Raw genomic sequence first — 23,110 nt, 5'->3', positions numbered from 1 at the left:
GGCCGGGGCCTCAGCGGCCGACGTCGGCGAGCTTGGCCCGCAGCTGGAGCACGGATTTGGTGTGGATCTGGCTGACCCGGCTCTCGGTGACGCCCAGCACGTTGCCGATCTCGGCGAGGGTCAGGCCCTCGTAGTAGTAGAGGGTCACCACGGTCTTCTCCCGGTCCGGGAGGGTGTTGATGGCCCGCGCGAGCAGCCGGCGCAGCTCCCGGTCCTCGGCCACCTCGACCGGGTTGTCGGCGGCGGTGTCCTCCAGGGTGTCCATCAGGGAGAGCCGGTCGCCGCCCTCCCCGCCCACGTGCAGCAGCTCTTCCAGGGCGACCACGTTGGCCAGGGACAACTGGCTGAAGACCGTGTGGAGTTCCTCCACCGCGATGCCCATCTCCCCGGCGACCTCACCCTCCGTCGGGGTGCGCCGCAGCTGGGCCTCCAGCGTCGCGTAGGCGCGCTCCACGGCCCGCGCCTTCTGCCGCACGGAGCGCGGGATCCAGTCCAGTGCGCGCAACTCGTCGATCATCGCGCCGCGGATGCGGGTGATGGCGTACGTCTCGAACTTGATGGAGCGTTCGATGTCGAACTTCTCGATCGCGTCGATCAGCCCGAAGACGCCGGAGGAGACGAAGTCGGCCTGCTCCACGTTGGGCGGCAGGCCCACGCTGACGCGGCCGGCGACGTATTTCACCAGGGGCGAGTAGTGCAGGATCAGCTGCTCCCGCAGCCGCTCGTCGCCCGAGTCCTTGTATGAGCGCCAGAGCACCTCCAGGGACGAGGGCGCGGTGGACCGCACACTGCCGCGGGCAGCGGGGGGCACCGCAGCGCGGTCGGACCCTGAGGTGTGCTGGGGCATGCTTCGCCTTTGCCGGAGCGGGATTCCTTGGGAGCGTAGCGTGACGGAAGTGTCGCGGTGCGCGAAGAGTACGGGATGGCGCAGGGGCCCAGGAGCGTCCGCCCTCGCGCGGGCGGCCCGGGACCGGCGCCTCGCGCACGGTCCCGGCGACTGCCACCGGGAGGACCGCGTCTGTCATCGCCGTCACTCTTTCACCGGAACGCCCCAGGTCAACGACCGCCTCGCCGGTCGGCTCCGGATTGCACCCCCTCTCGCGACGTCCGCGGGGTCAACCGCCAGCCGTCGCCCTGCCGTTCGACGAACCCCAGAGAGTGAAGTTCGTACAGTCTGCCGATGACTTCATCGGTCCCGGAGGCCGCGGCGAGGGCGATCTCGTCGAGGCCCGCCGCCCGTCCCGCGGGGAGCGCTTCCAGCACCCGCGCGGCGCCGGGGGCCAGCAGGTCACGGGGGTGGACCGGGCCGCGCCGGGCGGGGGCCAGTTCGCCGATGTCGCCGACGAGTTCGACGATCTCGTTGGCGTCGGTCACGAGCGCCGCCTCGCCGCGCAGCAGCTCGTGCACCCCGGCCGAGAGGCCGCTGGTGGCGGGGCCGGGTACGCCCATGGTGAGGCGGCCCAGCTCCTGGGCCCGGCGGGCGGTGACGAGGGAGCCGCTGCGCAGGGCGGCCTCCACGACCACGGTCCCCCGGGTGAGGGCGGCGATGACCCGGTTGCGGAGCACGAACCGGCTCGGGGTGGGGTGGGTGCCGGGCGGCAGTTCGCCCAGGACCAGCCCCTGACGGGTGATCCGGCCCAGGAGCCCGGCGTGCCCGCGCGGGTAGACCGTGTCCACCCCGCAGGCCAGTACCGCCGCGGTGGCTCCGCCCGAGGCGAGGGCCCCGCGGTGGGCGGCCCCGTCGATCCCGTACGCCGCGCCGGAGACGACCACCCAGCCGCGCTCGGTGAGTCCGGCGGCCAGGGTCTGCGCCATGTGGGCCCCGTACGGGGTGCACGCCCGGGCCCCGACCACGGCGACCGAGCGCAGGGCCCAGGTCCGCAGGTGGGGGCGGCCCCGCAGCCAGAGGCCGACGGGCCGGGCGTCGCCGAGGTCGTCCAGCTGGGTCGGCCACTCCGCCGAGCCGGGGCACACGAAGCGGATGCCCGAGCCGGCGGCGCTCTCCAGGTCCCGCAGGGGCTCCGCGACGGCGGCCCGCCTGCGGTACCCGGCGAGCCGCTCGGGCCCCACGCCGGTCAGCGGGCCGGGTTCCCGGCCGGGGCCGGTCAGGATCCGCATCACCGTGACGGCCCCCAGCTCCCGGATCCAGCGTCCGCCGTGCTCGTCGCCCGGCTCCAGCACCCGGGTCAGCGCGGCCCGGGCCAGGAGCTCCGGGCCGGGCCGCTCCCCGGCGCTCACGGTCCCGCCCCCACGGCCTGGGCGGCGCCCCGGGCGATCCCGGTGCGCAGTTCCAGCGCGACGGCCGCGTCCAGCGCGTCGGGGCGGTCCCGGCCCCGCAGGTCGGCGACGGTCCAGGCGACCCGCAGCACCCGGTCCAGCCCCCGCGCGGTGAGCAGTCCGCGCTCCATGTCCCGCTCGGCCAGGGCCAGGGCGCCGGGGCCGGCGGGCCAGCGGGTGCGCAGCTCGTGCCCGGGCACTTCGGAGTTGAGCCGCCACGGGGTGCCGGCGAGCCGGGCGGCGGCCCGGTCGCGGGCCTCGCGGACCCGGTCTGCGACGGCGGCGGTGGACTCCCCCCGGCCGCCGCGGCCGAGCAGGTCGGAGCGGGTGACCGGCTCCACCTCGACCCGCAGGTCGACCCGGTCGAGCAGCGGCCCGGACAGCCGGGCCTGGTAGCGCCGGATCACCGAGGCGGGGCATTCGCAGCCGGACCCGGTCAGGGTGTGGCGGCCGCAGGGGCAGGGGTTCGCCGCGAGGACCATCAGGAACCGGGCGGGCAGCCGTACCACCCCGGCGGCCCGGGCGATGACCACGTGCCCGGCTTCGAGGGGCTGCCGCAGGGCGTCCAGCACCTTGCCGCTGAACTCGGCGGCCTCGTCCAAAAAGAGCACCCCCTTGTGAGCCAGGGAGACCGCCCCGGGCCTGGGGATCCCGGCCCCGCCGCCGACCAGCGACTGCATGGTCGCGGAGTGGTGCGGGGCGCAGTACGGGGGCCTGCCGACCAGCGGTTCGCCGGGCGGCAGGATTCCCGCGACCGAGTGGACGGCCGTCACCTCCAGGGAGTCCTGTCGGGTGAGCGGCGGCAGCAGCCAGGGCAGCCGCTCGGCGAGCATCGTCTTGCCCGCGCCCGGGGGCCCGCTGAGGAAGAGGTGGTGGCCCCCCGAGGCCGCCACCTCCAGGGCCCGGCGGGCGCCGTGCTGCCCGGCGACGTCGGCGAGGTCGGGGTGATCCCCCGCGTCGCCCCGGCCCGAGAGGCCCGTCCCGAGCGCGGCGCCGGGTACGACCAGGCCGGCGAGCATCGGATCGGGGCGTCCCGCCTCCGGCGGGGGGTCCTCCTCGGGCACCTCCCCGTCGGTCAGCACCGCGATCAGCTGCCGCAGGCTGCGCACGCCCAGTACCGAGACGTCCGGCACCAGGGTGGCCTCGGCGGCGCACTGCTGCGGCACCACCACCTGCCGGTACCCGGCCTCGGCGGCGGCGAGCACGGCCGGCAGGATCCCCCGCACCGGGCGCACCCGGCCGTCGAGGCCCAGCTCCCCGATGAGCACGAGGTCGGCGATCCTGCCGGGGTCGACGACCTCGGCGGCCCCCAGCACGGCCGCGGCGACGGCCAGGTCGAAATGGGCGCCGGACTTCGGCACGGACGCCGGGCTGAGTCCGACCGTGAGCTTCTTCTGCGGCCAGGGGGCGCCCGAGTTCGCCACCGCCGCCCGTACCCGGTCGCGGCTCTCGACCAGGGTCTTGTCCGGCAGTCCCACCAGGGTGAAGGCCGCCACACCGGGCTCCAGGTCGGCCTGCACCTCCACCAGTACGCCCTCGACGCCCACCAGGGCCACCGAGCAGGCCCGCGCGAACCCCATCAGGCCACCCCCCTGACGTGCTCCACCACGGGCGCGCCGCGCCGGGGCAGCAGGACTCCGACGAGGTCGATCCGCACCCCGCCCGGCGGCGGGCCCCCGTGGTCGGCGAGCCACCGTCCGGCGAGCCTGCGCAGCCGGTCGGCCTTGCCCGCCCGGACGGCGGCCATGGGATGTTCGAACGCGCCCGCGCGGCGCGTCTTGACCTCGCACACGACGAGGGCGTCCCCGTCGCGGGCGACGATGTCGATCTCCCCGGCGCGGCACCGCCAGTTCCTGGCGATCACCGTCATCCCGGATTCGGTCAGTCTCCGCGCGGCGAGCTCTTCGCCGTACCGCCCCAGCGCCTGCCGTGCCACGTCCTTCGCGTTCATCCGGCACCACCTCCGCCCCCGACGGTCCCGGTTCCGGGCGCAGGAAGTGGATCTTGGTGGAAAACCAGGGCGTTGTGGACGACCGGCTCACCCCTGGGGGTGAACCGGTGCGCGGATCAGCCCGGCAGGTCGGCGCCCGGCAGTTCGAGGTCGCTCTTGTTGAGCTCCTCGATGTTCACGTCCTTGAAGGTCAGCACGCGGACCTGCTTGACGAAGCGGGCCGGCCGGTACATGTCCCAGACCCAGGCGTCGGCCATGGAGACCTCGAAGAAGACCTCGCCCTGGACCGAGTGCACCTGCATCTCGTAGTCGTTGGTGAGGTAGAAACGTCGTTCGGTCTCGATCACGTACTTGAACAGCCCGACGACGTCGCGGTACTCCCGATAGAGCTTCAGCTCCATCTCGGTCTCGTACTTCTCGAGGTCCTCGGCGCTCATGGCATGTTCCCCTTCAGCCGTGCGTCCCCCTATTGTGCGCCAGCGCCGTACGCCCCTAAACGATTTCCGGGGCGAGGACCACCGGAGCGCCCGGAGGACCGTCGTCGAGCAGCGTCCGGAGCAGCTCGGCCAGTCTGGTCGGGTACACCGTCTCACGGGCCGCGAGGAGTTCCTCGGAGGTCCACCACCTGGCCCCGGTGACGCTGCGCCGCTCCAGCTCCGTGAGGCCGCCCATCACGGTGTCGGTCTGGGCGGTACGCGCCAGGAAGTACCACTCGTCCTGCTCCCAGCGCCTGCCGTCGAAGGGGAAGGAGCAGTACCGGTGCCACAGCACCGGCCCCAGGTCCACCTCTGTGATCCCGGTCTCCTCGGCGAGTTCCCGCAGCGCGGCCTGCTCCCGGCTCTCGGTGCCCTCCAGGCCCCCGCCGGGGGTGAACCACCAGTCGTCGGCGGGATCGTCCGGCTCGAAGCCGTGCAGCAGCAGGATCCGGTCCTCGGGGTCGAGCAGGACCACCCGCGAGACCTTCCGCGGCGTCCCGGACGGCTCAGCGGCCATCGGAGCCCGCCTTGCCGCGCCCGCCCCCCAGGAGCCGCGCAAGCGGCCCGTAGGCGCCTCCGAGGACCACCAGGGCCGCGCCGGCCAGCACCGCCGTCACCTGGAGCCGCAGCGGGCCGGGGGCGGAGATCCCGCCGGGCAGGGCGGCGAAGACCTGCGGCCGCTCCAGCATCTTCATGGACGGCCACGCCAGGGCGTCGACCCGGGCCGCGACCGCCGACCGGGGCACGGTCCCCTGACCGGCGTCCTGGAGGTGCGCCCGGGAGTCCAGGGAGCCGCCGCGCCGGTCGCCCATCAGGAAGAGGTTGCCCTCGGGCACCTTCACCTCGAACGTGGTCGTTCCCGCGGCCGCCGCGCCGTCGCCCTCGCGGTCCACGTACGGCTCGTCGAGCGGCTGGCCGTTCACGGTCACCCGGCCGCCCTGGCCGCAGCAGGAGACGGTGTCCCCGCCGACGGCCACGACCCGCTTGACCATGGGCGAGTTGCTCCACACGGTGTCGGTGAAGACGACCACGTCACCGCGCCGCACCTCGCCGCCGTCGATGCGCTGCGCCAGCACCCGGTCGCCCGGCCGCACCGTCGGCACCATCGAGTCCGTCGGCACCGTGTACGGCTGGTACACCACGGCGCCCCACACGAAGCCCCCGAGGAACAGCACGAAGCCGATGGCCACGGCGATCCCCGACAACGTGTTGCCGAGGCCGCCGCGGCCATCCCTGCGCGCGCGTATTGCCTGCGTTCTTGCCTGCGTTCCGCCCATTGCAGCGCCCCCATGCCTCGGAGATCGTCGACCTGGGCGGCACCCTACCGGGCGGTACGCCCCTTGGTCAGCCTCCGCCTGCGCCACATGACCAGGGGAACCGCCCCGACGAGCCCCAGCGCGGCCGGGGTGACCCCCGCCGTGCCCGCCCCGCTCGCCTGCGGCGAGTGCAGCGGCGCCGGGGGCTGCTTGCCGATGCCCGGCTGGTCGAAGGTGTCCGGGACGGGCAGGGTGGCCCAGCGGGTGATCGGCCACGCCACCACCACGGCCCGCCCGACGACGTCCTTGACCGGGACGAAGCCCTGGGTGGAGTCCTGCTGGTGGTAGCGGGAGTCCTGGGAGTTCTGCCGGTGGTCGCCCATCACCCAGATCTTGCCCTTGGGCACGGTGATCGGGCCGAAGGGGAAGTCGTCGCAGGCGCTGTTGCCGGGGAAGATGTACGGCTCGTCCAGCGCCTTGCCGTTGACGACGACCGGGCCACCCTTCTTGCACTCCACGGTGTCCCCGCCGATGGCGATGGTCCGCTTGATCAGGTCCTTCTCGTCGGCGGACGGCATCAGGCCGATCTTGCTCAGGATCGTCTGCGCGATGTTGGGCTCCGGGGTGGGCTCCCCGGCCAGCCAGTTCGCCGGGTCGTGGAAGACCACGACCTCGCCGCGCTCGGGCTCGGAACCGAACCACGGGGTGAGCTTGTCCACCAGCACCCGGTCACCGCGCTGCAGGGTGTTCTGCATGGAGTCGGACGGGATCGAGAACGCCTGCACCAGGAAGGTCTTGATCAGCAGGGCCAGCAGCAGGGCGATACCGATGAGGAGCGGGAGCTCCTTCCAGAAGGAACGCTGCGGCTGCTCCTCCGCCTCGGCGCCCTCCTCCCCGGTGTCGTGCCCGACGGCGTCGTCCGGCCGCTCCTCGCCCTCATCGCGTCCGGATCGTGCGCCTACCGCCACGTCCCCCACATCCACTCCTCACTCGGAAAACCGCTGCCCGTGCCGGAACAGGAACGGGCCCTCCCCTCCCCTAACGAGCGGGAGTTCCCTAAGGCGCGGGAGACCAGGGCCACACTATGCGAAGGGCGTGCCCCGACGGCGCCGACGGGGCCCGCGCCGCCGTCCGCCCCGAACGGGATCCGGCACCTGCAGGAAGGTCGCCGGCTGGTCGAGTCCGCGCCAGTGGTCGAAGGGCCAGGCGATCACCACCGCCTGCCCGACCACGTTCTTCTCGTCGATGGTGCCCTCGAAGGCCTCGTCGAGGTGGTAGCGGGAATCGGCCGAGTTGGCGCGGTGGTCGCCCATCACGAAGATCCGCCCGGCCGGTACCCGCACCTCGAATCGGATTTCGGAGGGGGCGTTGCCGGGTGACACGTAAGGCTCATCGAGCGGCGTTCCGTTGACGGTCACCCGCCCCCGGGCGTCACAGCACTTGACCGTGTCGCCGCCGACGCCGATGACCCGCTTGATCAGGTCCTGCTCGTCCGCCGAGGGCAGCAGGCCGATGAAGGTCAGGGCCTGCTTGATCTGCCGGACGCCCGCCGGGTCCGGTTCGGGCCTCGCGGCCTCGCCCTTGAGCCAGCCGCCCGGGTCCTTGAACACGACGACCTCGCCCCGCTGGACCTTCGAGCCGAACCACGGGGTCAGCTTGTCCACCAGCACCCGGTCCCCGATCCGGATCGTCTGCTCCATGGAGCCGGAGGGGATGAAGAAGGCCTGCACCAGGAAGGTCTTGAGCACCAGGGCTATGCACAGCGCGACCGCCACCAGCAGCGGCAGCTCGCCCACGCGGCGGGTGCGCCTGCGCCGGCGGACCTTGCGCGCCAGCCGGCGCCGCTCCGCCCGCCCGCCGGGCTCCACGGCCTCCACGGCATCCGCGGGCTCCGCACCCTCGCCGCCTCCGGCGTCCCCGGCCGCCCGCTCCGGTACGGCGGGGCCGACGGGCTCCCGCGCGGGCCGGGATGCGGGTGCGGGTCCGGGGCCGCGCCGGGGCCGCTCGGCCCGTTCCGGCTCACCGCCCCGCCCCGGCTCCGGGCGGCCGGCACCCCGCGGGCGCCCGCGGCTACCCATGCGGGCCGTCCCCGGTCCCCGCCCCGGTCACCGAACCCCAGCGCGACACCGGCCAGCCGATCCAGTCGGCCCGCCCGATCACCTTCTCCACCGGCACCATGCCCCCGCCCGGCTCCCCCAGGTGGTCCCGGGAGTCCCGGGACTGGGAACGGTGATCGCCCATGACCCACAGGGTCCCCGGCGGAACGACGATCCGGAAGGGGACCTTCGAGGCCGAGTCTCCGGGGTAGAGATAGGGCTCTTCCACCGGGACTCCGTTGACCTGGATCCGGCCGCCCTGGTCGCAGCACACCACGTCGTCCCCGCCGACGCCCACGACCCGCTTCACGAAGTCGGTGTCGGCGGGCTCCACGAGCCCGAGCGCCGAGAGCGCGCCGTGCACGGCGTCACCCACCGGGTTGCCGCCCGCGGGCTCCCGCACGAAGGAACCGGCGCCGTCGAAGACCACCACGTCCCCCCGCCGGGGCTCGGCGCCGAAACGGTACGCCAGCTTGTTGACCAGGACCCGGTCCCCCACCTGCAGGGTCGGCTCCATGGAGCGGCTCGGGATCTGGAAGGGCTGGACCACGAAGTTGGCCAGCAGCAGCAGGAAGACGGCGCAGAGGACCCCGGTCAGCCCGGCCCGCCGCCAGGACCCGGAAAAAGCAGAACGCGGCCGCCCCTCCCCCTGTTCGGGGGAGGAGTGGCCGCGCTGTGTGAGCTCTGCTTCGGTGTCCATCGGGTGCGAGCCTATCCGCCCGTCCCCGGGACCCGGAGAGGAGATCAGCGGTCGCGCTTCTCCTTGATCTTCGCGGCCTTGCCGCGGAGCTCACGGAGGAAGTACAGCTTGGCGCGACGCACGTCACCGCGGGTGACGAGCTCGATCTTCTCGAAGATCGGGGAGTGGACCGGGAAGGTGCGCTCCACGCCGACGCTGAAGGAGACCTTGCGAACGGTGAAGGTCTCGGAGACGCCAGAGCCCTGGCGACGGATGACAACGCCCTTGAACTGCTGGATACGGGAGCGGTTGCCCTCGATCACGCGGACGTGCACGTTGATCGTGTCACCCGGGCGGAAGGCCGGGACGTCCGAGCGCAGGGAGGCGGCGTTGACGCCATCGAGCAGGTGAGACATGTTGTTCGTCTGCTTTCTTCGCACGACGCCACAGGTCGCCGGTGCGGGTTTCCGTAGAGAATTCGGGAGCCGTGCCACTCCCCGTACGGCGATCCCCCTGTGGCAGGAGCGTACGGAAGCACACAGCAGCCGCCTATTCTTCCACGGCCTGCGGCCTGCGCCAAAATCGGCCGTCTCCGGACGGCTTCCAGCCCAGGATGCTGAGGATCTCGCGGTCCTTCTTGTCGAAGGCGGAGGCCTCGCAGCGCTCGATCAGGTCCGGGCGGTTCTGCGCGGTGCGGCGGAAGGCCTCGTCGCGCCGCCAGCGGGCGATCTTCCCGTGGTGGCCGCTGAGCAGCACCTCGGGGATGCCCCGGCCGCGCCACTGCGGGGGCTTGGTGTAGACCGGGCCTTCCAGCAGGTTGGCCATCTCGCCGGGGGCGAAGGAGTCGTCGCGGTGCGATTCGGCGTTGCCGAGCACGCCGGGCAGCAGCCGGGCCACGGCCTCGGTGACGACCAGCACGGCCGCCTCCCCGCCCGCGAGGACGTAGTCGCCGATGGAGACCTCGTAGACCGGCATCCGCGTCGCGTACTCGTCCATGACGCGGCGGTCGATGCCCTCGTACCGGGCCGGGGTGAAGATCAGCCAGGGGCGTTCGGAGAGCTCGACGGCCAGTTCCTGGGTGAAGGGCCGGCCGCTGGGCGTGGGCACCACGATGACCGGGCCGTGCGCGCCGGACTCGTAGCCGTCAGCCAGCGCCGAGTCCAGGGCCTCGCCCCAGGGGTCGGTCTTCATGACCATGCCGGGGCCGCCGCCGTACGGGGTGTCGTCGACGGTGTTGTGCCGGTCGTACGTCCAGTCCCGCAGGTCGTGGACGTGCACGTCGAGCTGGCCGCGCGCCCGCGCCTTGCCGACGAGGGAGACGTTCAGCGGCTCCAGGTACTCGGGGAAGATCGTGACGACGTCGAGCCGCATCAGGCGTCGTCCCCGGAGTTCTCGTCCTCCGCCTTCTCGGCCTCCGCGGAGGCCTCGGCGTCACGCGCGGAGGCGATCTCGGCGCGGTCGTCGATCAGCCCGGGCGGCGGGGTGATGACGCAGCGCTGCTCCTCCAGGTCGATCTCGGCGACGATCTCCTCGACGAAGGGGATCATGACCTCGGTGCCGTCCGGGCGCTCGACGATGAAGAGGTCCTGCGAGGGCAGGTGCGAGATCTCGGTGATCCGGCCGATCTCGGTGCCGTCCTCGAGCACCACGTCCAGGTCCATGAGCTGGTGGTCGTAGTACTCGTCCTCCTCCTCGGGCAGCTCCGCGGGGTCGACGTCCGCGATCAGGAGGGTGTTGCGCAGCGCCTCGGCGGCAGTGCGGTCCTTGACTCCCTCGAAGCGGAGCAGCAGCCGGCTGCTGTGCACCCGGCCCGCCTCGATGGTCAGCGGACCCGCCGACGCCGGCTCGGTCCGCAGCACGGCGCCGGGCGAGAGCCGCAGCTCCGGCTCGTCGGTCCGCACCTCGACGGTGACCTCACCCTTGATCCCGTGGGCGCGGCCGATCCGCGCGACTACCAGCTCCACCTGTATCTCCTGTTCAGACGACAACGGGCCGGGGCGGGCACGTATGCCCTCCCCGGCCCGTGCCGGTGTTCAACTGCTCAGCGGACCTGGTCCACGTCGACGAGGTCGACGCGGATCCCCCGGCCGCCGATGGCGCCCACGACGGTGCGCAGGGCACGAGCGGTGCGGCCGTTGCGGCCGATCACCTTGCCGAGGTCGTCGGGGTGGACCCGGACCTCCAGCACCTGCCCGCGGCGCAGGTTGCGCGAGGCGACCTGCACGTCGTCGGGGTTGTCCACAATGCCCTTTACGAGGTGCTCAAGAGCCTCCTCGAGCATGCTCAGGCCTCGGTCGACTCGGCGGCGGCCTCAGCCTCGTCCGCCTTCTTGTCGGCCTTCTTCTTCTGGGTGATGGCCTCGCCCTTGCCCTCGCCGATGCCCTCGAGGGCCTTGGCGAACTCGTCGAAGGAACGACGCTTGTCTTCCTTCGTCGCCGGCTGCAGCAGCGGCGCCGGGGCCGGGAGGCCCTTGTGCGCCTGCCAGTCACCGGTGAGCTTCAGGATGGCGAGAACGGCCTCGGTGGGCTGGGCGCCCACGGACAGCCAGTACTGCGCGCGCTCGGCGTTGACCTCGATGCGCGAGGGGTTGTAGGTCGGCTGGTAGATGCCGATCTCCTCGATCGCGCGACCGTCCCGGCGGGTGCGGGCGTCGGCGACGACGATGCGGTAGTGCGGGGAGCGGATCTTACCGAGGCGCTTGAGCTTGATCTTGACTGCCACTGGAGTGGTGTCTCCTGAACTTGACGTGGTTGGGCACTTGAGATGCCACGTGGGGTTGCGGTACTCGGGTGCCCGATGGACGCGTCAGCCGGAGGAGAGAGGGGTCCTATGCGGCTGTCGAGTACAGCTGCCCATTGTGCCACACGCCTGCGGCCCTTCCACGCGCGAGGGATCACCCCGGCGCCCCTCGCGGGCCCGGCCCGGCGGCCCGTGCCGCGGCCGCACCACCGCCGGCCCCGCGGGCCCCTCCGCCCGCGGGCCGGCCGGGGCCCGGCGCGGGCCGGCCTCGGCCGTGCTCAGGATGCGGCCGCGGTGGCGACCTCGGGGATCCGGAAGGGCTTCATGCAGCCGCCGCAGACGATCGGCGCCTGCGCCAGCACGGAGGGGACCACCCGGACGTTGCGCCCGCAGTCGCAGACCGCCTTGACCCGTACGCCGCCGCCCGAGGAGCCGTGCCGGGCGGCCGGGCCGCGGAAGCTGCGCTTGGTGTCGGCCGCGGTGGCCGCCGTATGCGCCTTGAGGGCGCGCTGGAGCCGCTCGATGGTGGGGCGGTAGCGCTTCTTGGCCTCGGGATTGAGGGTGACCAGGGAGAACCCGCTGCTGGCGTGCGGCTCCTCGGAGTGGTCCAGCCCCATCTCCTCGGCGATCGCGAGGAATCTGCGGTTGTGGTAGCGGCCGGCGCGCGAGGTGTCACGCACTCCGCGGGCGGCGGCGATGCCGTGGACTGCCTCGTGCAGCAGTCGCTCGAAGGAGAGCTCGGCGCCACAGGCGGACGAGGACTCTCCGATCAGGGACTCGGGCGCGGCAAGGTCAGGCAGCTCGGGGTGGTACCGCTGAATGTCGGCCCACGCCTGCGCCAGCTCTGCGGCGAGAACAGGTGGTGTCGTGCTCACGTCGTGACAACGAGCCGGGGTGCCCCGGTGTTCCGATTCCGGGCCATTCCAAATTTTTTGCACGTACCAGTCAGTTCACTCTGATGCGTCCTGACGAGGACGGGTGCGCATATCCCAGGAGGAGTCGGTACGTAAGGAGGGCTATCGACACCGATGCCCCCGGCACGCGGCCGGAGCCGCACGCCAGGGGCGCCGGGGAAGATCAGTAGGAGCGCGCGACGATCGCGAGGGTACCGGGGGCGTCGTCGGCCACCGGGACCGACCCGTCCTCGGCCACCAGGCAGCGCACCGACACGGCCTGCTCGCCCAGCTTGGCCTCGCCCTCGGGACCGAGGTCGGCCCACGGGATGCGCGCCCAGCCGCCCGCGATGGCGGCCTCGGCGGCCTCCTCGATGGTGGCGACGTCGCTGGTACGGGCCTCGCGGCGCTCGCGGGACTCGCGCAGCAGCTGCGCCTGGTCCTCGTCGAGGACCTTGGGCAGCAGGTCGGCGAGGGCGTCGATCTGCACCGGGGTCTTCCCGCCGGGGATGCGGCGGGCCAGCATCGCGGTGCCGGCCTCCAGGTCGCGGGGGCCGATCTCGATGCGCACCGGTACGCCCTTGAGCTCCCAGTCCACGGCGCGGCGGCCGAAGGGGGTGTCGACGCGGTCGTCGACGTGGACGCGGATGCCCGCGGCCTTGAGCCGGTCGCCCAGCTCGCGGACCTTCGCCACGGCCTCGTCGCCCTTGATCGCCATGACGACGACCTGGACGTTGGCCAGGCGCGGCGGCACCCGCAGGCCGTTGTCGTCGCCGTGGGACATGATCAGACCGCCGACCATGCGGGTCGAGACGCCCCACGAGGTCTGCCAGACCAGCTCCTGCTGGCCCTCCTTCGACAGGTACTGGGTGTTGAAGGCCTTGGCGAAGTTGGTGCCGAGCTCGTGGCTCGTGCCCATCTGCAGGGCCTTGCCGTCGCCCATCATGCCCTCGAGGGTGAGGGTGTTGATGGCGCCGGCGAAGCGCTCCTTGGCGGTCTTGCGGCCGAGCACGACGTCGATGCCGAGCACGTTCGTCATGAAGTCGCCGTAGACGTCGCGGTGGATGCGGGCCGCGTAGTCGCGGGCGTCCTCGTACGTGGCGTGGGCGGTGTGGCCCTCCTGCCAGAGGAACTCGCTCGTACGGAGGAACACGCGGGGGCGCATCTCCCAGCGGACCACGTTGGCCCACTGGTTGATCAGCAGCGGCAGGTCCCGGTAGCTCTGGACCCACTTGGAGAAGTAGTCGTTGATGATCGTCTCGGACGTGGGCCGGACGACGACCGGCTCCTCCAGCTCCTTGCCGCCGCCGTGGGTGACGACCGCGAGCTCGGGGGCGAAGCCCTCGACGTGCTCGGCTTCCTTCGTCAGGTACGACTGCGGGATGAACAGCGGGAAGTACGCGTTCTGGGCGCCGGCGTCCTTGATGCGGGCGTCCATCTCCTGCTGCATCCGCTCCCACAGGCCGTAGCCGTACGGGCGGATGACCATGGTGCCGCGGACCGGACCGTTGTCGGCCAGCTCGGCCTTGTTGATCAGATCCTGGTACCAGCGGGGGAAATCCTCCGCCTGCGGGGTGAGAACGGGTGCCTTTGCCATGGCGCGAATGGTACGGCGCCGGGCGGGCCGAGCGTGAATCGGGTGGCGCGCTCCTCTGGACGCGGGGGCGAATGGGGAGTTCCCTGGCAACGGGGGCAAGGGGGCGAGACGGAATCAGGAGCGCTCTTTCGATGACACCGACGCCGACGGCCACGCTCGTCGCCCGGGACTGGGCGGAGATCCAGGAACGGATGCTGGTACCGCTGTACGAAGCGGTCTACGACCGGCTGGAGATCGGGCCGGGTGACCGGCTGCTGGGCCTCGACTGCGGGGCCGGGCTGGCCCTGCTGCTGGCCGGCGGGCGGGGTGCCGCCGCCACCGGCGTGGAGGCGGATCCGGCCCGCCGGGCGCTGGCCCGCGAACGGCTGCTGGAGGTGGTGGCGGCTCCCCCGGTGCCCGCCGCCCGGCCCTACGACGTGCTGCTCGCCTTCGCGCCCTCCCCGGGCGCCCTGGCCGCGGCCCTGCCGGCGGTCCGTCGGGGCGGCGCGGTGGTGCTGGCCGGCTGGGGCCCGCCGGAGCGCTGCACGGTGCCGGCGGTGCTGGGCGGCGGCCCGGCGGCGCTGGACCTGGACGCGCTGGCGGCGCGGGCGGGGCTGGTGCCCGACGGGTCGGGGCGGGTGTTCTGCCCGTTCGGGTACGCGGACGTGGACAGCGCGGTACGGGGCCTGCTGTCGACGGGGCTGTACCCGGCCGCGGCGGATCCCGCCCAGGCGGAGAAGGAGCTCTCGGAGGCGCTTCACCCGTACGAGCGGGCCGACGGCGCCGTCTGGCTGCCGAACATCTTCCGGTACGTCGTCGCCCGGGTGGCGTAACCGGGCGGCCTATTTCGCGAGCCGGGGGATGCCGGCCGCCGCGTACGCCGCCTGCTCGTCCAGGGTCTCGGCCTCCAGGAGGGCCTCGGCGAGGGCGTCGAGCTTCGGCCGGTGCTCGCGCAGCAGGCGGCAGGCCTCCTCGTAGCACTCGTCGACGATCCGCCGCATCTCGTGGTCCACGGTGTCGAGGGTGGTGGGGGCGGCGGCCAGCCCGTACGGGCCCTGTCCGTCGGAGGGGACGGCGGTGAGCTTGCCGACGCGGTCGCTCATGCCCCAGCGGGCGACCATGCCGCGGACGATGTTGGTGACCTGTTCGAGGTCGTTCTCGGCGCCGGTGGTGATCACGTCGTAGACGGTCTGCTCGGCCGCCATGCCGCCGAGCGCGCCGATGATGCGGCCCCGGAGGTACTCCTCCGTGTACGCGTACCGGTCCGCGTCGGGCGTGGAGAGGGTGACGCCGAGCGCCCGGCCGCGGGGCACGATGGTGATCTTGCGTACGGGGTCGGCGCCCGGCTGGAGCATGCCCAGCAGGGCGTGGCCGCTTTCGTGGTACGCGGTGCGGCGGCGTTCCTCCAGCGGCATCACCAGCGGGCGTTCCGCGCCGAGCTGGACCTTCTCCAGGGCGTCGGAGAGGTCCGTCTGGGTGACCTGGCGCTGCTTGCGCTTGACGGCGAGCAGCGCGGCCTCGTTGGCCAGGTTGGCGAGTTCGGCCCCGGTCATGCCGGGGGTGGTGCGGGCGACCTGGGCGAGGTCGACGCCGGCGGCGAGCGGGATGTCGCGGGTGTGGATGCGCAGGATGGCCTCGCGGCCGTCCCGGTCGGGCGGGGAGACCATGACCGTGCGGTCGAAGCGGCCGGGGCGGGTCAGGGCCGGGTCGAGGACGTCCGCCCGGTTGGTGGCGGCGAGGACGACGACGCCCTCGGAGCCGGAGAAGCCGTCCATCTCGGTGAGGATCTGGTTGAGGGTCTGCTCGCGCTCGTCGTGGCCGCCCAGGCCCCCGCCGCCGCCGCGCACCCGGCCGATGGTGTCGATCTCGTCGATGAACACGATCGCGGGGGCCACCTTGCGCGCCTCGGCGAAGAGCTCGCGGACCCTGGAGGCGCCGACGCCGACGATCATCTCGATGAACTCGGAGGCGGACGCGGAGAAGAACGGCACGCCGGCCTCGCCCGCGACGGCCCGCGCCAGCAGGGTCTTGCCGGTGCCGGGCGGGCCGGCCAGGAGGACGCCGCCGGGCATCCGGGCGCCCATGTCGCGGTACTGCTGGGGGTTCTTGAGGAAGTCGACGACGTCGTTCAGCTCGCCCTCGACCTCGTCGATGCCGGCGACGTCGTCGAAGGTGGTGCGCGGGGCGCCCGCCTCCAGTTCCACGGGCTTGGGCGGGCCCTTGCGGCCGAGTGCGCCCATCCCGCCCATGGCCGAGCCCATCCGGCGGGCGATGAGCAGCCACAGGCCGACGAGGAGCAGCATCGGGGCGAGGGAGATCAGCAGGTTGGCCAGGAAGCTGCGCTGCTCGACCACCGGCGAGGCGGTGACGGTGACGCCCTTGGCCGTGAGGTTGGACCACAGCTGGTCGTCGGCGAAGGCGGGGCGCTGGGTGACGAACTTGGTGTAGTCGCCCTTGCCGCCGGGGACGGGCTGCTCGGCCTTGAGCTGGCCCTGGATGGCGTCGCCCTTGGAGTAGATCTTGGAGACGTTCCCGTCGGAGACCTGCTTGCTGAACTCCGTGTAGGAGATCGTCGGCTCGTCGCCCTCGTTGAAGAAGGACAGCACGAGGTTGGTCACCAGGAAGACGATCAGGGCGGCGAGGACCAGTCCGCGCCAGCCCCCGCCGGGGAGCTTGCGCTTGGCGGGCGGGGCGGGCGGGGCGCCTTCCGAGCGCCAGGGGGTGTCGGCCCGGTCGCGCGGCGGTACGGGGGTGGGGCTGGGCACGTGGGCGCCTCCTTATGCCGGCATGCCGTTCTGCCGTTCTTGCCGTCTTGCCGTCTTGCCGTCTTGCCGTCCTCCCGGCCGACCATAAGCGACAAATCGACCCACTGCCCCCGCAGATGCGGAAGGGCCCCGGGTGCGTGACGCGCCCGGGGCCCTTCCGCGGTGGCTTCCCCACCCGCTACTTCATGAACTTCTTGAACTCGTCCGGCAGGTCGAAGTCCTGACCCGGCTGGCCGCCGCCGGCGGGGAGCCCGAACGGGTTGCCGCCCGCGGCCGGGGCGCCGGACTGCGCGCCCTGCTCGCGGCGGGCCGCGGCCGCGGCCTCCTCTTCCTTGCGCTTCATCGGGTTGCCGCTCTTGCGCTTGCCCTTGGCCTGCTTGACCTGCTTCTTCTGCCGGCCGGGGCCGCCGCCCATGCCCGGGATGCCGGGCATGCCGGGCATCCCGCCGCCCTGGGCCATGCGGGACATCATCTTGCGGGCCTCGAAGAACCGCTCCACGAGCGACTTCACGGCGCTGACCTCGACACCGGAACCCTTGGCGATACGGGCGCGGCGCGAGCCGTTGATGATGTGCGGGTCCTGGCGCTCAGCCGGGGTCATCGACTTGATGATCGCGGCGGTGCGGTCCACGTCGCGCTCGTCGATGTTGTTGATCTGGTCCTTGATCTGGCCCATGCCCGGCAGCATGCCGAGGAGCTTGGAGATGGAGCCCATCTTGCGGACCTGCTCCATCTGGGCCAGGAAGTCGTCGAGCGTGAACTCCTTCGGGCCCTTGGCGAGCTTGGCCGCCATCTTCTCGGCCTCGGCCTGCGAGAAGGTCTTCTCGGCCTGCTCGATGAGGGTGAGCATGTCACCCATGTCGAGGATCCGGCCCGCCATGCGGTCGGGGTGGAAGGCGTCGAAGTCGTCGAGCTTCTCGCCGTTCGAGGCGAACATGATCTGCTTGCCGGTGACGTGCGCGATGGAGAGCGCGGCACCACCGCGGGCGTCGCCGTCGAGCTTGGAGAGCACCACGCCGTCGAAGCCGACGCCGTCGCGGAAGGCCTCGGCGGTGTTGACCGCGTCCTGGCCGATCATGGCGTCGACGACGAAGAGGATCTCGTCGGGGCTGACGGCGTCGCGGATGTCCGCGGCCTGCTGCATCAGCTCCTGGTCGATGCCGAGGCGGCCGGCGGTGTCGACGATGACGATGTCGTGCTGCTTGGCACGGGCGTACTCGACGGAGTCCTTGGCCACCTGGACCGGGTCGCCGACGCCGTTGCCGGGCTGGGGCGCGTAGACCGCGACGCCGGCGCGATCGGCGACGACGCTGAGCTGGTTGACGGCGTTGGGGCGCTGGAGGTCACAGGCGACCAGGAGCGGGGTGTGGCCCTGCCCCTTCAGCCAGAAGCCGAGCTTTCCGGCGAGGGTGGTCTTACCGGCACCCTGGAGACCGGCCAGCATGATCACGGTGGGCGCGGTCTTGGCGAAGCGCAGCCGGCGGGTCTCGCCGCCGAGGATGGCGACGAGCTCGTCGTTGACGATCTTCAGGACCTGCTGGCCGGGGTTCAGCGCCTTGCTGACCTCCGCGCCGCGGGCGCGCTCCTTGACGTTCGAGATGAAGGAGCGGACGACGGGGAGGGCGACGTCGGCCTCGAGGAGGGCGATACGGATTTCCCGCGCCGCAGCGTCGATGTCCTGCTCGGAGAGGCGGCCTTTGCCCCGGAGGGACTTGAAGGTCGCGCTGAGGCGGTCGGAAAGCGTATCGAACACGGTGGTCGCGATTCCTCGGGTCGGGGGCGTGATGGTCGCCCCCCAGGGTATCCGCCCGTTCCCCCTCCCGGGGGCGGGGTCGCCGGGCCCGCCTCCCCGCCGGGTCCCGCTGCGCGGGGCGAGGTCCCCTACCCGCCCTTCGCCCGTTCCCTGGGGCTCCGCCCCAGACCCCGCGCCTCAAACGCCGGCGGGGCTGGATTCTCCAGCCCGCGCGGCGTTTGAGCGCACGGAACGGGTCCGGGCAGCGCCCGGGGAACGGTGGAAGGGCGGGTAGGGGACTCGCCCCGCGCAGCGGCCCTACGTCAGGGCGGCCTGGACCTGGGACGCGACCGCGGCGGCCGCCGTCGGCGGGAGGGGTTTGCCGTCGGGGTCCACGACGTAGACCGTGTCCACCGCGTTCGCCCCCAGGGTGGACACGTGCGCGCTGCGGACCCGCACCCCCGCCGACTCCAGCGCCCGCCCGATCCGGTGCAGCAGCCCCACCGCGTCGGGGGCGCGGACCTCCAGGACCGTGGCCAGCGGCGAGACGTCCGGGACCACGGTGACGCGCGGCGGCGGGGGGACGACCCCGCGCCTGCGCGGGTACGCCGCCTCGCGGCCGGCCAGCTTCGCCGGGACGTCCAGGGTGCCGTCCAGGGCCCGCACCAGGTCGGTGCGCAGCCGGGCGGCCTGCGGCAGGGCGCCGTACTCCGCGGCCACCCGCCAGCGCAGCACCAGCACCTCGCCCAGGTGGTCCGGCAGCTCCAGGAACCGCAGGTCCGCCGCCCGCACCGTCAGCCGGTGCAGGGCCAGCACCCCGGACACCGCCGGCAGCACCCCGGGCTGGTCGGGGACGGCCACGACCAGCTCGACGCCGACGGCCTCGTCCTCCTCCTCCCGCGCGTGCAGCGTGAGCACCGGCTCCCCGGTGCGCAGCGCCTCCAGCGCCAGCCGCTCCTGCTCCGCGGTGGGAAGGTCCGGTTCGGGGTCGGCCGGCGGGGCCCCGCTCAGCACGGCGGCGACCCGCCGCACCAGGTCGGCCACCAGGGAGCCCCGCCAGGTGCTCCAGGCGGCGGGTCCGGTCGCGAGGGCGTCGGCCTCGGTGAGGGCGTGCAGGATCTCCAGGGTGCCGGTCGACCCCACGGCCCGGGCCACCGCGGTGACGGTCGCCGGGTCGTCGAGGTCCCGCCGGGTCGCGGTGTCCACCAGCAGCAGGTGGTGGCGTACGAGCGTGCCCAGCACGGCGGTGTCCTCGGCGTCGAAGCCCACCCGCACGGCCATGTCCCGGGCGATGGTCTCGCCGACGACGGAGTGGTCGCCGGGCCAGCCCTTGCCGATGTCGTGCAGCAGGGCCGCCATCAGCAGCAGGTCGGGCCGGCCCACCCGGCGGGTCAGCGCCGAGGCCCGTACGGCCGTCTCGATCAGGTGCCGGTCCACCGTCCAGGTGTGCACGGGGTTGTGCTGGGGGCGGCAGCGCACCCGCTCCCAGTCGGGCAGCAGCCGGGTGATCAGCCCCTCGGCCTCCAGCGCCTCCCACACCCCCACCGTCGGCTCACCCGCGCCCAGCAGGGTCAGCAGCTGCTCCCGGGCCTCGGCGGGCCACGGCACGGGCAGCGGCCTGGCCTGCGCGGCGAGGCGGCGTACGGCGTGCAGCGAGACGGGCAGGCCCGCCTGTGCGGCGGCGGCGCCGAAGCGCAGGGGCAGTACGGGGTCCCGGTCGGGCCGGGCGGCCAGCGCGAGCACCGCCTCCCCGTCGGACTCCACGACCCCCTCGGCCAGCGGCGCCCGCTCGGGGGCCGTCGCGCCCCGGGTCCCGAGGAGTCCGCGCAGCCTCGGCCGGGCGGCCCGGGCGCGCAGCACCCGCCCGACCTCCCGCCAGGTGACGTCGCCGGCGTAGGCGACGACCCGCGCGGCCTCGTACACCTCGCGCAGCAGCGCGTCGGCGTCGAGGAGCCCCAGCCGGGCGGCGACCTGGGGCTGCTCCTGGAGCGAGAGCCGGTCGGTGGCCCGGCCGGTGACCAGGTGCAGCGCGTCGCGCGCGTCCAGCAGCCGCCGCCGGGCCTCGGCGAGCCCCTCGCGCGGGGCGTCGGCGAGCCAGGACGCGGCGACGGCCCGCAGGACGGTGACGTCGCGCAGGCCCCCGCGGGCCTCCTTGAGGTCGGGTTCCAGCAGGAAGCGCAGCTCTCCGGCCCGCTCGGCGCGCTCGCGGCACAGGGTGTGCAGCTGCGGGAGGCGTCGGGCGGCCTGGTTGCGCCAGTCGGCGAGCACGGAGGTGCGCAGGCCGGCGAGGAGTCCGGCGTCGCCGGAGACGAGCCGCGCGTCGAGCAGTCCGAGGTGGGCCTTGAGGTCCTCGGCGGCGGTCTTGCGGGCCTCGGCGGGGGTGCGTACGGAGTGGTCCAGGGCCAGGCCGAGGTCCCAGACGGGGTACCAGAGGCGGTCGGCGAGGGCGCTCAGTTCGGCGGGCCGGGCCTTGCCGTCGTGGAGGAGCAGCAGGTCGAGGTCGCTGCGCGGGGAGAGGTCGGCGCGGCCGTAGCCTCCGACGGCGACGAGGGCGGCGCCGCGCACGCCGGTCTCCCGCGCGGCCCGTGCGAACTGTGCGTTCAGCCATTGGTCGGTCAGCCCGGACAGGGCGGAACGCCGGGAGGGCCCGGACCGCGACTCCTCCTGGAGGAGTCGCAGCCGGGCCTCGGCGTAGCCGCCGGGTCCGGAGCCGGCCGGGTCGTCCTGCTTGGTCTCTTCGGCGCTCGTCACCCTGCGGCTCCCGTCGTCTAGAGCGCGTCGGCGCCGCGCTCGCCGGTGCGGACCCGGACGACCGAGTCCACGGGGACGCTCCACACCTTGCCGTCGCCGATCTTCTCGGTCCGGGCGGCGCTGACGATGACGGAGATGAGCTCTTCGGCCTCCTCGTCCTCGACGAGCACCTCGATGCGGATCTTCGGTACGAGGTCCACGGTGTACTCGGCGCCGCGGTAGACCTCGGTGTGGCCGCGCTGGCGGCCGTATCCGCTGGCCTCGGAGACGGTGAGGCCCTGGACCCCGAAGGCGTGGAGGGCTTCCTTGATCTCGTCCAGCTTGTAGGGCTTGACGATGGCGGTGATCAGCTTCATGCGTCGACCTTCTTGCTCGCGGCGGGGGCGGGTGCGGTGGTGGTCCGTGCGGAGATCCCGCCGCCGGCGCCGCTGAAGTCGTATGCGGTCTCGGCGTGCTCGACCTGGTCGATGCCGGAGACCTCGACGTCCTCCGCGACCCGCATCCCGATGGTCTTGTCGAGGAGGAAGGCCATGATCGCGGATACGACGAGGGAGTAGGCGAGGACGGAGAAGACCCCGACGGCCTGCTTGCCGAGCTGCTCCAGGCCGCCGCCGTAGAAGAGGCCCTTGGCCTCGGACTGGACGCCGCCGGTGGCGAAGAAGCCGACGAGCAGGGAGCCGGCGATGCCGCCGACGAGGTGGACGCCGACCACGTCGAGGGAGTCGTCGTAGCCGAACTTGTACTTCAGGCCGACGGCCATGGCGCACAGCACGCCGGCGATGGCGCCGACGGCGATCGCGCCGAGCGGGCTGACGGAGCCGCCCGCGGGGGTGATGGCGACGAGGCCCGCGACGGCGCCGGAGGCGGCTCCGAGGGTGGTGAAGGAGCCGTGGCGCAGCTTCTCGTAGGCGAGCCAGGCGAGCATGGCGGCGGCGGTGGCGACCTGGGTGTTGACGAACATGACGGCGCCGATGCCGTCGTCGTTGCCGAGCCAGGAGCCGGCGTTGAAGCCGAACCAGCCGAACCACAGCAGGCCCGCGCCGAGCATGACCAGCGGGAGGCTGTGCGGGCGCATCGGGTCCTTCTTGAAGCCGACGCGCTTGCCGATGACGAGGATGACGCCGAGGGCCGCGGCGCCCGCGTTGATGTGGACGGCGGTGCCGCCGGCGAAGTCGATGACGCCGAGCTCGAAGAGCCAGCCGCCGGCGCCCCACACCCAGTGGGCGACGGGGAAGTAGACGACGGTGACCCACAGGGCGGTGAAGAGCACCCAGGCGCTGAACTTGACGCGGTCGGCGAGGGCACCGCTGATCAGGGCGGGGGTGATGACGGCGAACATCAGCTGGAAGACGGCGAAGACGTAGACGGGGATGGTGTAGCCGTCCCACAGCTCGGTGAGGCCGATGCCGCTGAGGCCGACGTAGTCGGAGTTCCAGCCGATCACCGAGCCGGAGTCGGTGCCGAAGGCGAGGCTGAAGCCGTAGAGGACCCAGAGGATCGTGACGATCCCGAGGCTGATGAAGCTCATCATCAGCATGTTGAGGCTGCTCTTGACGCGGACCATGCCTCCGTAGAAGAAGGCGAGTCCCGGGGTCATCAGCATGACCAGGGCGGAGCAGATGAGCATGAACCCGGTGTTCGCGGCAGACAGGGTCGGGGCGTCTGCTGCGAGGGTCGTGATGGCTGATGCCATCGGCGTCTCCTCGTCGTCGGTACGTTCGCGTGCGGGCGATCGTGGGATACCTGAGCGGCGGCGTAAGGTCTGGCCGGTTATTGGCCCTGAGATTCGCGCAGGACGGTTTCCGGCGGCGCCGCTGGGTGTTTCGCTCCGATGACGAAGAGGTCGGGCGTGTTACGCCTCCATGAACCGGTGAGGTACGGGTCCGGTCCGGGTCATGTGAGGGTCAGGCGGGGGTCGG

At 72.9% G+C, this 23,110-nt stretch carries 23 protein-coding genes; 1 reads left to right on the top strand and 22 read right to left on the bottom strand.

Features of this window, described 5'->3' with window-relative positions:
- Positions 1–10 precede the first annotated feature (10 nt).
- The 17 genes from whiG to proS form a co-directional block, all read right to left on the bottom strand.
- Positions 11–847, bottom strand: a complete 837-nt coding sequence (whiG, locus tag AC07A6_RS16915; protein WP_125594831.1) for an RNA polymerase sigma factor WhiG — start codon at positions 845–847, stop codon at positions 11–13.
- A gap of 209 nt (positions 848–1,056) precedes the next feature.
- Entirely contained in the window at positions 1,057–2,238 is a 1,182-nt protein-coding gene (gene dprA / locus AC07A6_RS16910; protein WP_478777590.1) for a DNA-processing protein DprA, read from the bottom strand.
- Complete coding sequence (locus AC07A6_RS16905) at positions 2,235–3,857, bottom strand: YifB family Mg chelatase-like AAA ATPase (protein WP_478777589.1); 1,623 nt, start codon at positions 3,855–3,857, stop codon at positions 2,235–2,237. The genes dprA and AC07A6_RS16905 overlap by 4 nt, the downstream gene beginning before the upstream one ends.
- Positions 3,857–4,228: a YraN family protein gene (locus tag AC07A6_RS16900; protein WP_362457638.1), complete on the bottom strand. Its 372-nt coding sequence runs from the start codon at positions 4,226–4,228 to the stop codon at positions 3,857–3,859. The genes AC07A6_RS16905 and AC07A6_RS16900 overlap by 1 nt, the downstream gene beginning before the upstream one ends.
- A gap of 116 nt (positions 4,229–4,344) precedes the next feature.
- A complete protein-coding gene (locus tag AC07A6_RS16895) occupies positions 4,345–4,665 on the bottom strand; it encodes a DUF2469 domain-containing protein (protein WP_007266836.1) in 321 nt (106 codons plus the stop codon).
- Positions 4,666–4,720: 55 nt separating this feature from the next.
- Positions 4,721–5,221 carry an NUDIX hydrolase gene (locus AC07A6_RS16890; RefSeq protein WP_362457634.1) on the bottom strand — a complete coding sequence of 167 codons (501 nt, stop codon included), beginning with the start codon at positions 5,219–5,221 and terminating at the stop codon, positions 4,721–4,723.
- Complete coding sequence (gene lepB, locus AC07A6_RS16885; RefSeq protein ID WP_478777588.1) at positions 5,211–5,981, bottom strand: signal peptidase I; 771 nt, start codon at positions 5,979–5,981, stop codon at positions 5,211–5,213. Before lepB (AC07A6_RS16885) ends, AC07A6_RS16890 begins: the two co-directional genes overlap by 11 nt.
- Positions 5,982–6,025: 44 nt before the next feature.
- Positions 6,026–6,928 (bottom strand): signal peptidase I, encoded by a 903-nt coding sequence (gene lepB / locus AC07A6_RS16880; protein ID WP_386274763.1) that lies wholly within the window; start codon positions 6,926–6,928, stop codon positions 6,026–6,028.
- A 114-nt stretch (positions 6,929–7,042) separates the two neighbouring features.
- Positions 7,043–8,038, bottom strand: coding sequence for a signal peptidase I (lepB, locus tag AC07A6_RS16875; protein WP_478777587.1), 996 nt, complete (start codon positions 8,036–8,038; stop codon positions 7,043–7,045).
- On the bottom strand, positions 8,031–8,756 hold the full coding sequence (gene lepB / locus AC07A6_RS16870; protein WP_362457624.1) for a signal peptidase I: 726 nt from the start codon (positions 8,754–8,756) through the stop codon (positions 8,031–8,033). The genes lepB (AC07A6_RS16875) and lepB (AC07A6_RS16870) overlap by 8 nt, the downstream gene beginning before the upstream one ends.
- Positions 8,757–8,800: 44 nt before the next feature.
- On the bottom strand, positions 8,801–9,151 hold the full coding sequence (gene rplS, locus AC07A6_RS16865; protein WP_007266830.1) for a 50S ribosomal protein L19: 351 nt from the start codon (positions 9,149–9,151) through the stop codon (positions 8,801–8,803).
- A 133-nt stretch (positions 9,152–9,284) separates the two neighbouring features.
- Positions 9,285–10,106, bottom strand: a complete 822-nt coding sequence (gene trmD / locus AC07A6_RS16860; RefSeq protein ID WP_362457621.1) for a tRNA (guanosine(37)-N1)-methyltransferase TrmD — start codon at positions 10,104–10,106, stop codon at positions 9,285–9,287.
- Positions 10,106–10,699 (bottom strand): ribosome maturation factor RimM, encoded by a 594-nt coding sequence (gene rimM, locus AC07A6_RS16855; RefSeq protein ID WP_478777586.1) that lies wholly within the window; start codon positions 10,697–10,699, stop codon positions 10,106–10,108. The genes trmD and rimM overlap by 1 nt, the downstream gene beginning before the upstream one ends.
- Before the next feature lie 77 nt (positions 10,700–10,776).
- Positions 10,777–11,016 carry an RNA-binding protein gene (locus AC07A6_RS16850; RefSeq protein ID WP_007266827.1) on the bottom strand — a complete coding sequence of 80 codons (240 nt, stop codon included), beginning with the start codon at positions 11,014–11,016 and terminating at the stop codon, positions 10,777–10,779.
- 2 nt (positions 11,017–11,018) lie between these two features.
- Positions 11,019–11,456: a 30S ribosomal protein S16 gene (gene rpsP, locus AC07A6_RS16845; RefSeq protein ID WP_125817063.1), complete on the bottom strand. Its 438-nt coding sequence runs from the start codon at positions 11,454–11,456 to the stop codon at positions 11,019–11,021.
- Positions 11,457–11,752: 296 nt separating this feature from the next.
- Positions 11,753–12,349 (bottom strand): hypothetical protein, encoded by a 597-nt coding sequence (locus AC07A6_RS16840; RefSeq protein WP_125594841.1) that lies wholly within the window; start codon positions 12,347–12,349, stop codon positions 11,753–11,755.
- Between the two features lie 202 nt (positions 12,350–12,551).
- Positions 12,552–13,964 carry a proline--tRNA ligase gene (gene proS / locus AC07A6_RS16835; RefSeq protein ID WP_478777585.1) on the bottom strand — a complete coding sequence of 471 codons (1,413 nt, stop codon included), beginning with the start codon at positions 13,962–13,964 and terminating at the stop codon, positions 12,552–12,554.
- A gap of 131 nt (positions 13,965–14,095) precedes the next feature.
- Here proS and AC07A6_RS16830 point away from each other — a divergent pair, with 131 nt between their 5' ends.
- The gene (locus AC07A6_RS16830; protein WP_362457611.1) at positions 14,096–14,776 is read left to right on the top strand and encodes a methyltransferase type 11; all 681 of its coding nucleotides are present in this window, start codon (positions 14,096–14,098) and stop codon (positions 14,774–14,776) included.
- 9 nt (positions 14,777–14,785) lie between these two features.
- Here AC07A6_RS16830 and ftsH read toward each other — a convergent pair whose 3' ends face one another.
- From ftsH to AC07A6_RS16805, 5 genes are all read right to left on the bottom strand, one after another.
- Positions 14,786–16,708, bottom strand: a complete 1,923-nt coding sequence (ftsH, locus tag AC07A6_RS16825) for an ATP-dependent zinc metalloprotease FtsH (RefSeq protein ID WP_478777584.1) — start codon at positions 16,706–16,708, stop codon at positions 14,786–14,788.
- 178 nt (positions 16,709–16,886) lie between these two features.
- Positions 16,887–18,461 (bottom strand): signal recognition particle protein, encoded by a 1,575-nt coding sequence (ffh, locus tag AC07A6_RS16820; protein ID WP_362457605.1) that lies wholly within the window; start codon positions 18,459–18,461, stop codon positions 16,887–16,889.
- Between the two features lie 297 nt (positions 18,462–18,758).
- A complete protein-coding gene (locus AC07A6_RS16815) occupies positions 18,759–21,191 on the bottom strand; it encodes a [protein-PII] uridylyltransferase (protein ID WP_478777583.1) in 2,433 nt (810 codons plus the stop codon).
- A 17-nt stretch (positions 21,192–21,208) separates the two neighbouring features.
- Complete coding sequence (locus AC07A6_RS16810) at positions 21,209–21,547, bottom strand: P-II family nitrogen regulator (RefSeq protein WP_361610247.1); 339 nt, start codon at positions 21,545–21,547, stop codon at positions 21,209–21,211.
- Positions 21,544–22,884: an ammonium transporter gene (locus AC07A6_RS16805; protein ID WP_362457599.1), complete on the bottom strand. Its 1,341-nt coding sequence runs from the start codon at positions 22,882–22,884 to the stop codon at positions 21,544–21,546. Before AC07A6_RS16805 ends, AC07A6_RS16810 begins: the two co-directional genes overlap by 4 nt.
- Between the last annotated feature and the right edge of the window lie 226 nt (positions 22,885–23,110).

Source organism: Streptomyces sp. NPDC044002, from assembly GCF_056434525.1.
Note: the sequence above shows the minus strand (reverse complement) of the source record. Positions and strands in the feature narration are given on the sequence as shown.

What these genes read in the sequence shown, in the direction of transcription:
- whiG (WP_125594831.1), bottom strand. Translation starts at nt 847, where the DNA reads ATGCCCCAGCACACCTCAGGGTCCGACCGCGCTGCGGTGCCCCCCGCT.
- AC07A6_RS16905 (WP_478777589.1), bottom strand. Translation starts at nt 3,857, where the DNA reads ATGGGGTTCGCGCGGGCCTGCTCGGTGGCCCTGGTGGGCGTCGAGGGC.
- AC07A6_RS16900 (WP_362457638.1), bottom strand. Translation starts at nt 4,228, where the DNA reads ATGAACGCGAAGGACGTGGCACGGCAGGCGCTGGGGCGGTACGGCGAA.
- AC07A6_RS16895 (WP_007266836.1), bottom strand. Translation starts at nt 4,665, where the DNA reads ATGAGCGCCGAGGACCTCGAGAAGTACGAGACCGAGATGGAGCTGAAG.
- AC07A6_RS16890 (WP_362457634.1), bottom strand. Translation starts at nt 5,221, where the DNA reads ATGGCCGCTGAGCCGTCCGGGACGCCGCGGAAGGTCTCGCGGGTGGTC.
- lepB (WP_478777588.1), bottom strand. Translation starts at nt 5,981, where the DNA reads ATGGGCGGAACGCAGGCAAGAACGCAGGCAATACGCGCGCGCAGGGAT.
- lepB (WP_478777587.1), bottom strand. Translation starts at nt 8,038, where the DNA reads ATGGGTAGCCGCGGGCGCCCGCGGGGTGCCGGCCGCCCGGAGCCGGGG.
- lepB (WP_362457624.1), bottom strand. Translation starts at nt 8,756, where the DNA reads ATGGACACCGAAGCAGAGCTCACACAGCGCGGCCACTCCTCCCCCGAA.
- rplS (WP_007266830.1), bottom strand. Translation starts at nt 9,151, where the DNA reads ATGTCTCACCTGCTCGATGGCGTCAACGCCGCCTCCCTGCGCTCGGAC.
- trmD (WP_362457621.1), bottom strand. Translation starts at nt 10,106, where the DNA reads ATGCGGCTCGACGTCGTCACGATCTTCCCCGAGTACCTGGAGCCGCTG.
- AC07A6_RS16850 (WP_007266827.1), bottom strand. Translation starts at nt 11,016, where the DNA reads ATGCTCGAGGAGGCTCTTGAGCACCTCGTAAAGGGCATTGTGGACAAC.
- proS (WP_478777585.1), bottom strand. Translation starts at nt 13,964, where the DNA reads ATGGCAAAGGCACCCGTTCTCACCCCGCAGGCGGAGGATTTCCCCCGC.
- AC07A6_RS16830 (WP_362457611.1), top strand. Translation starts at nt 14,096, where the DNA reads ATGACACCGACGCCGACGGCCACGCTCGTCGCCCGGGACTGGGCGGAG.
- AC07A6_RS16810 (WP_361610247.1), bottom strand. Translation starts at nt 21,547, where the DNA reads ATGAAGCTGATCACCGCCATCGTCAAGCCCTACAAGCTGGACGAGATC.
- AC07A6_RS16805 (WP_362457599.1), bottom strand. Translation starts at nt 22,884, where the DNA reads ATGGCATCAGCCATCACGACCCTCGCAGCAGACGCCCCGACCCTGTCT.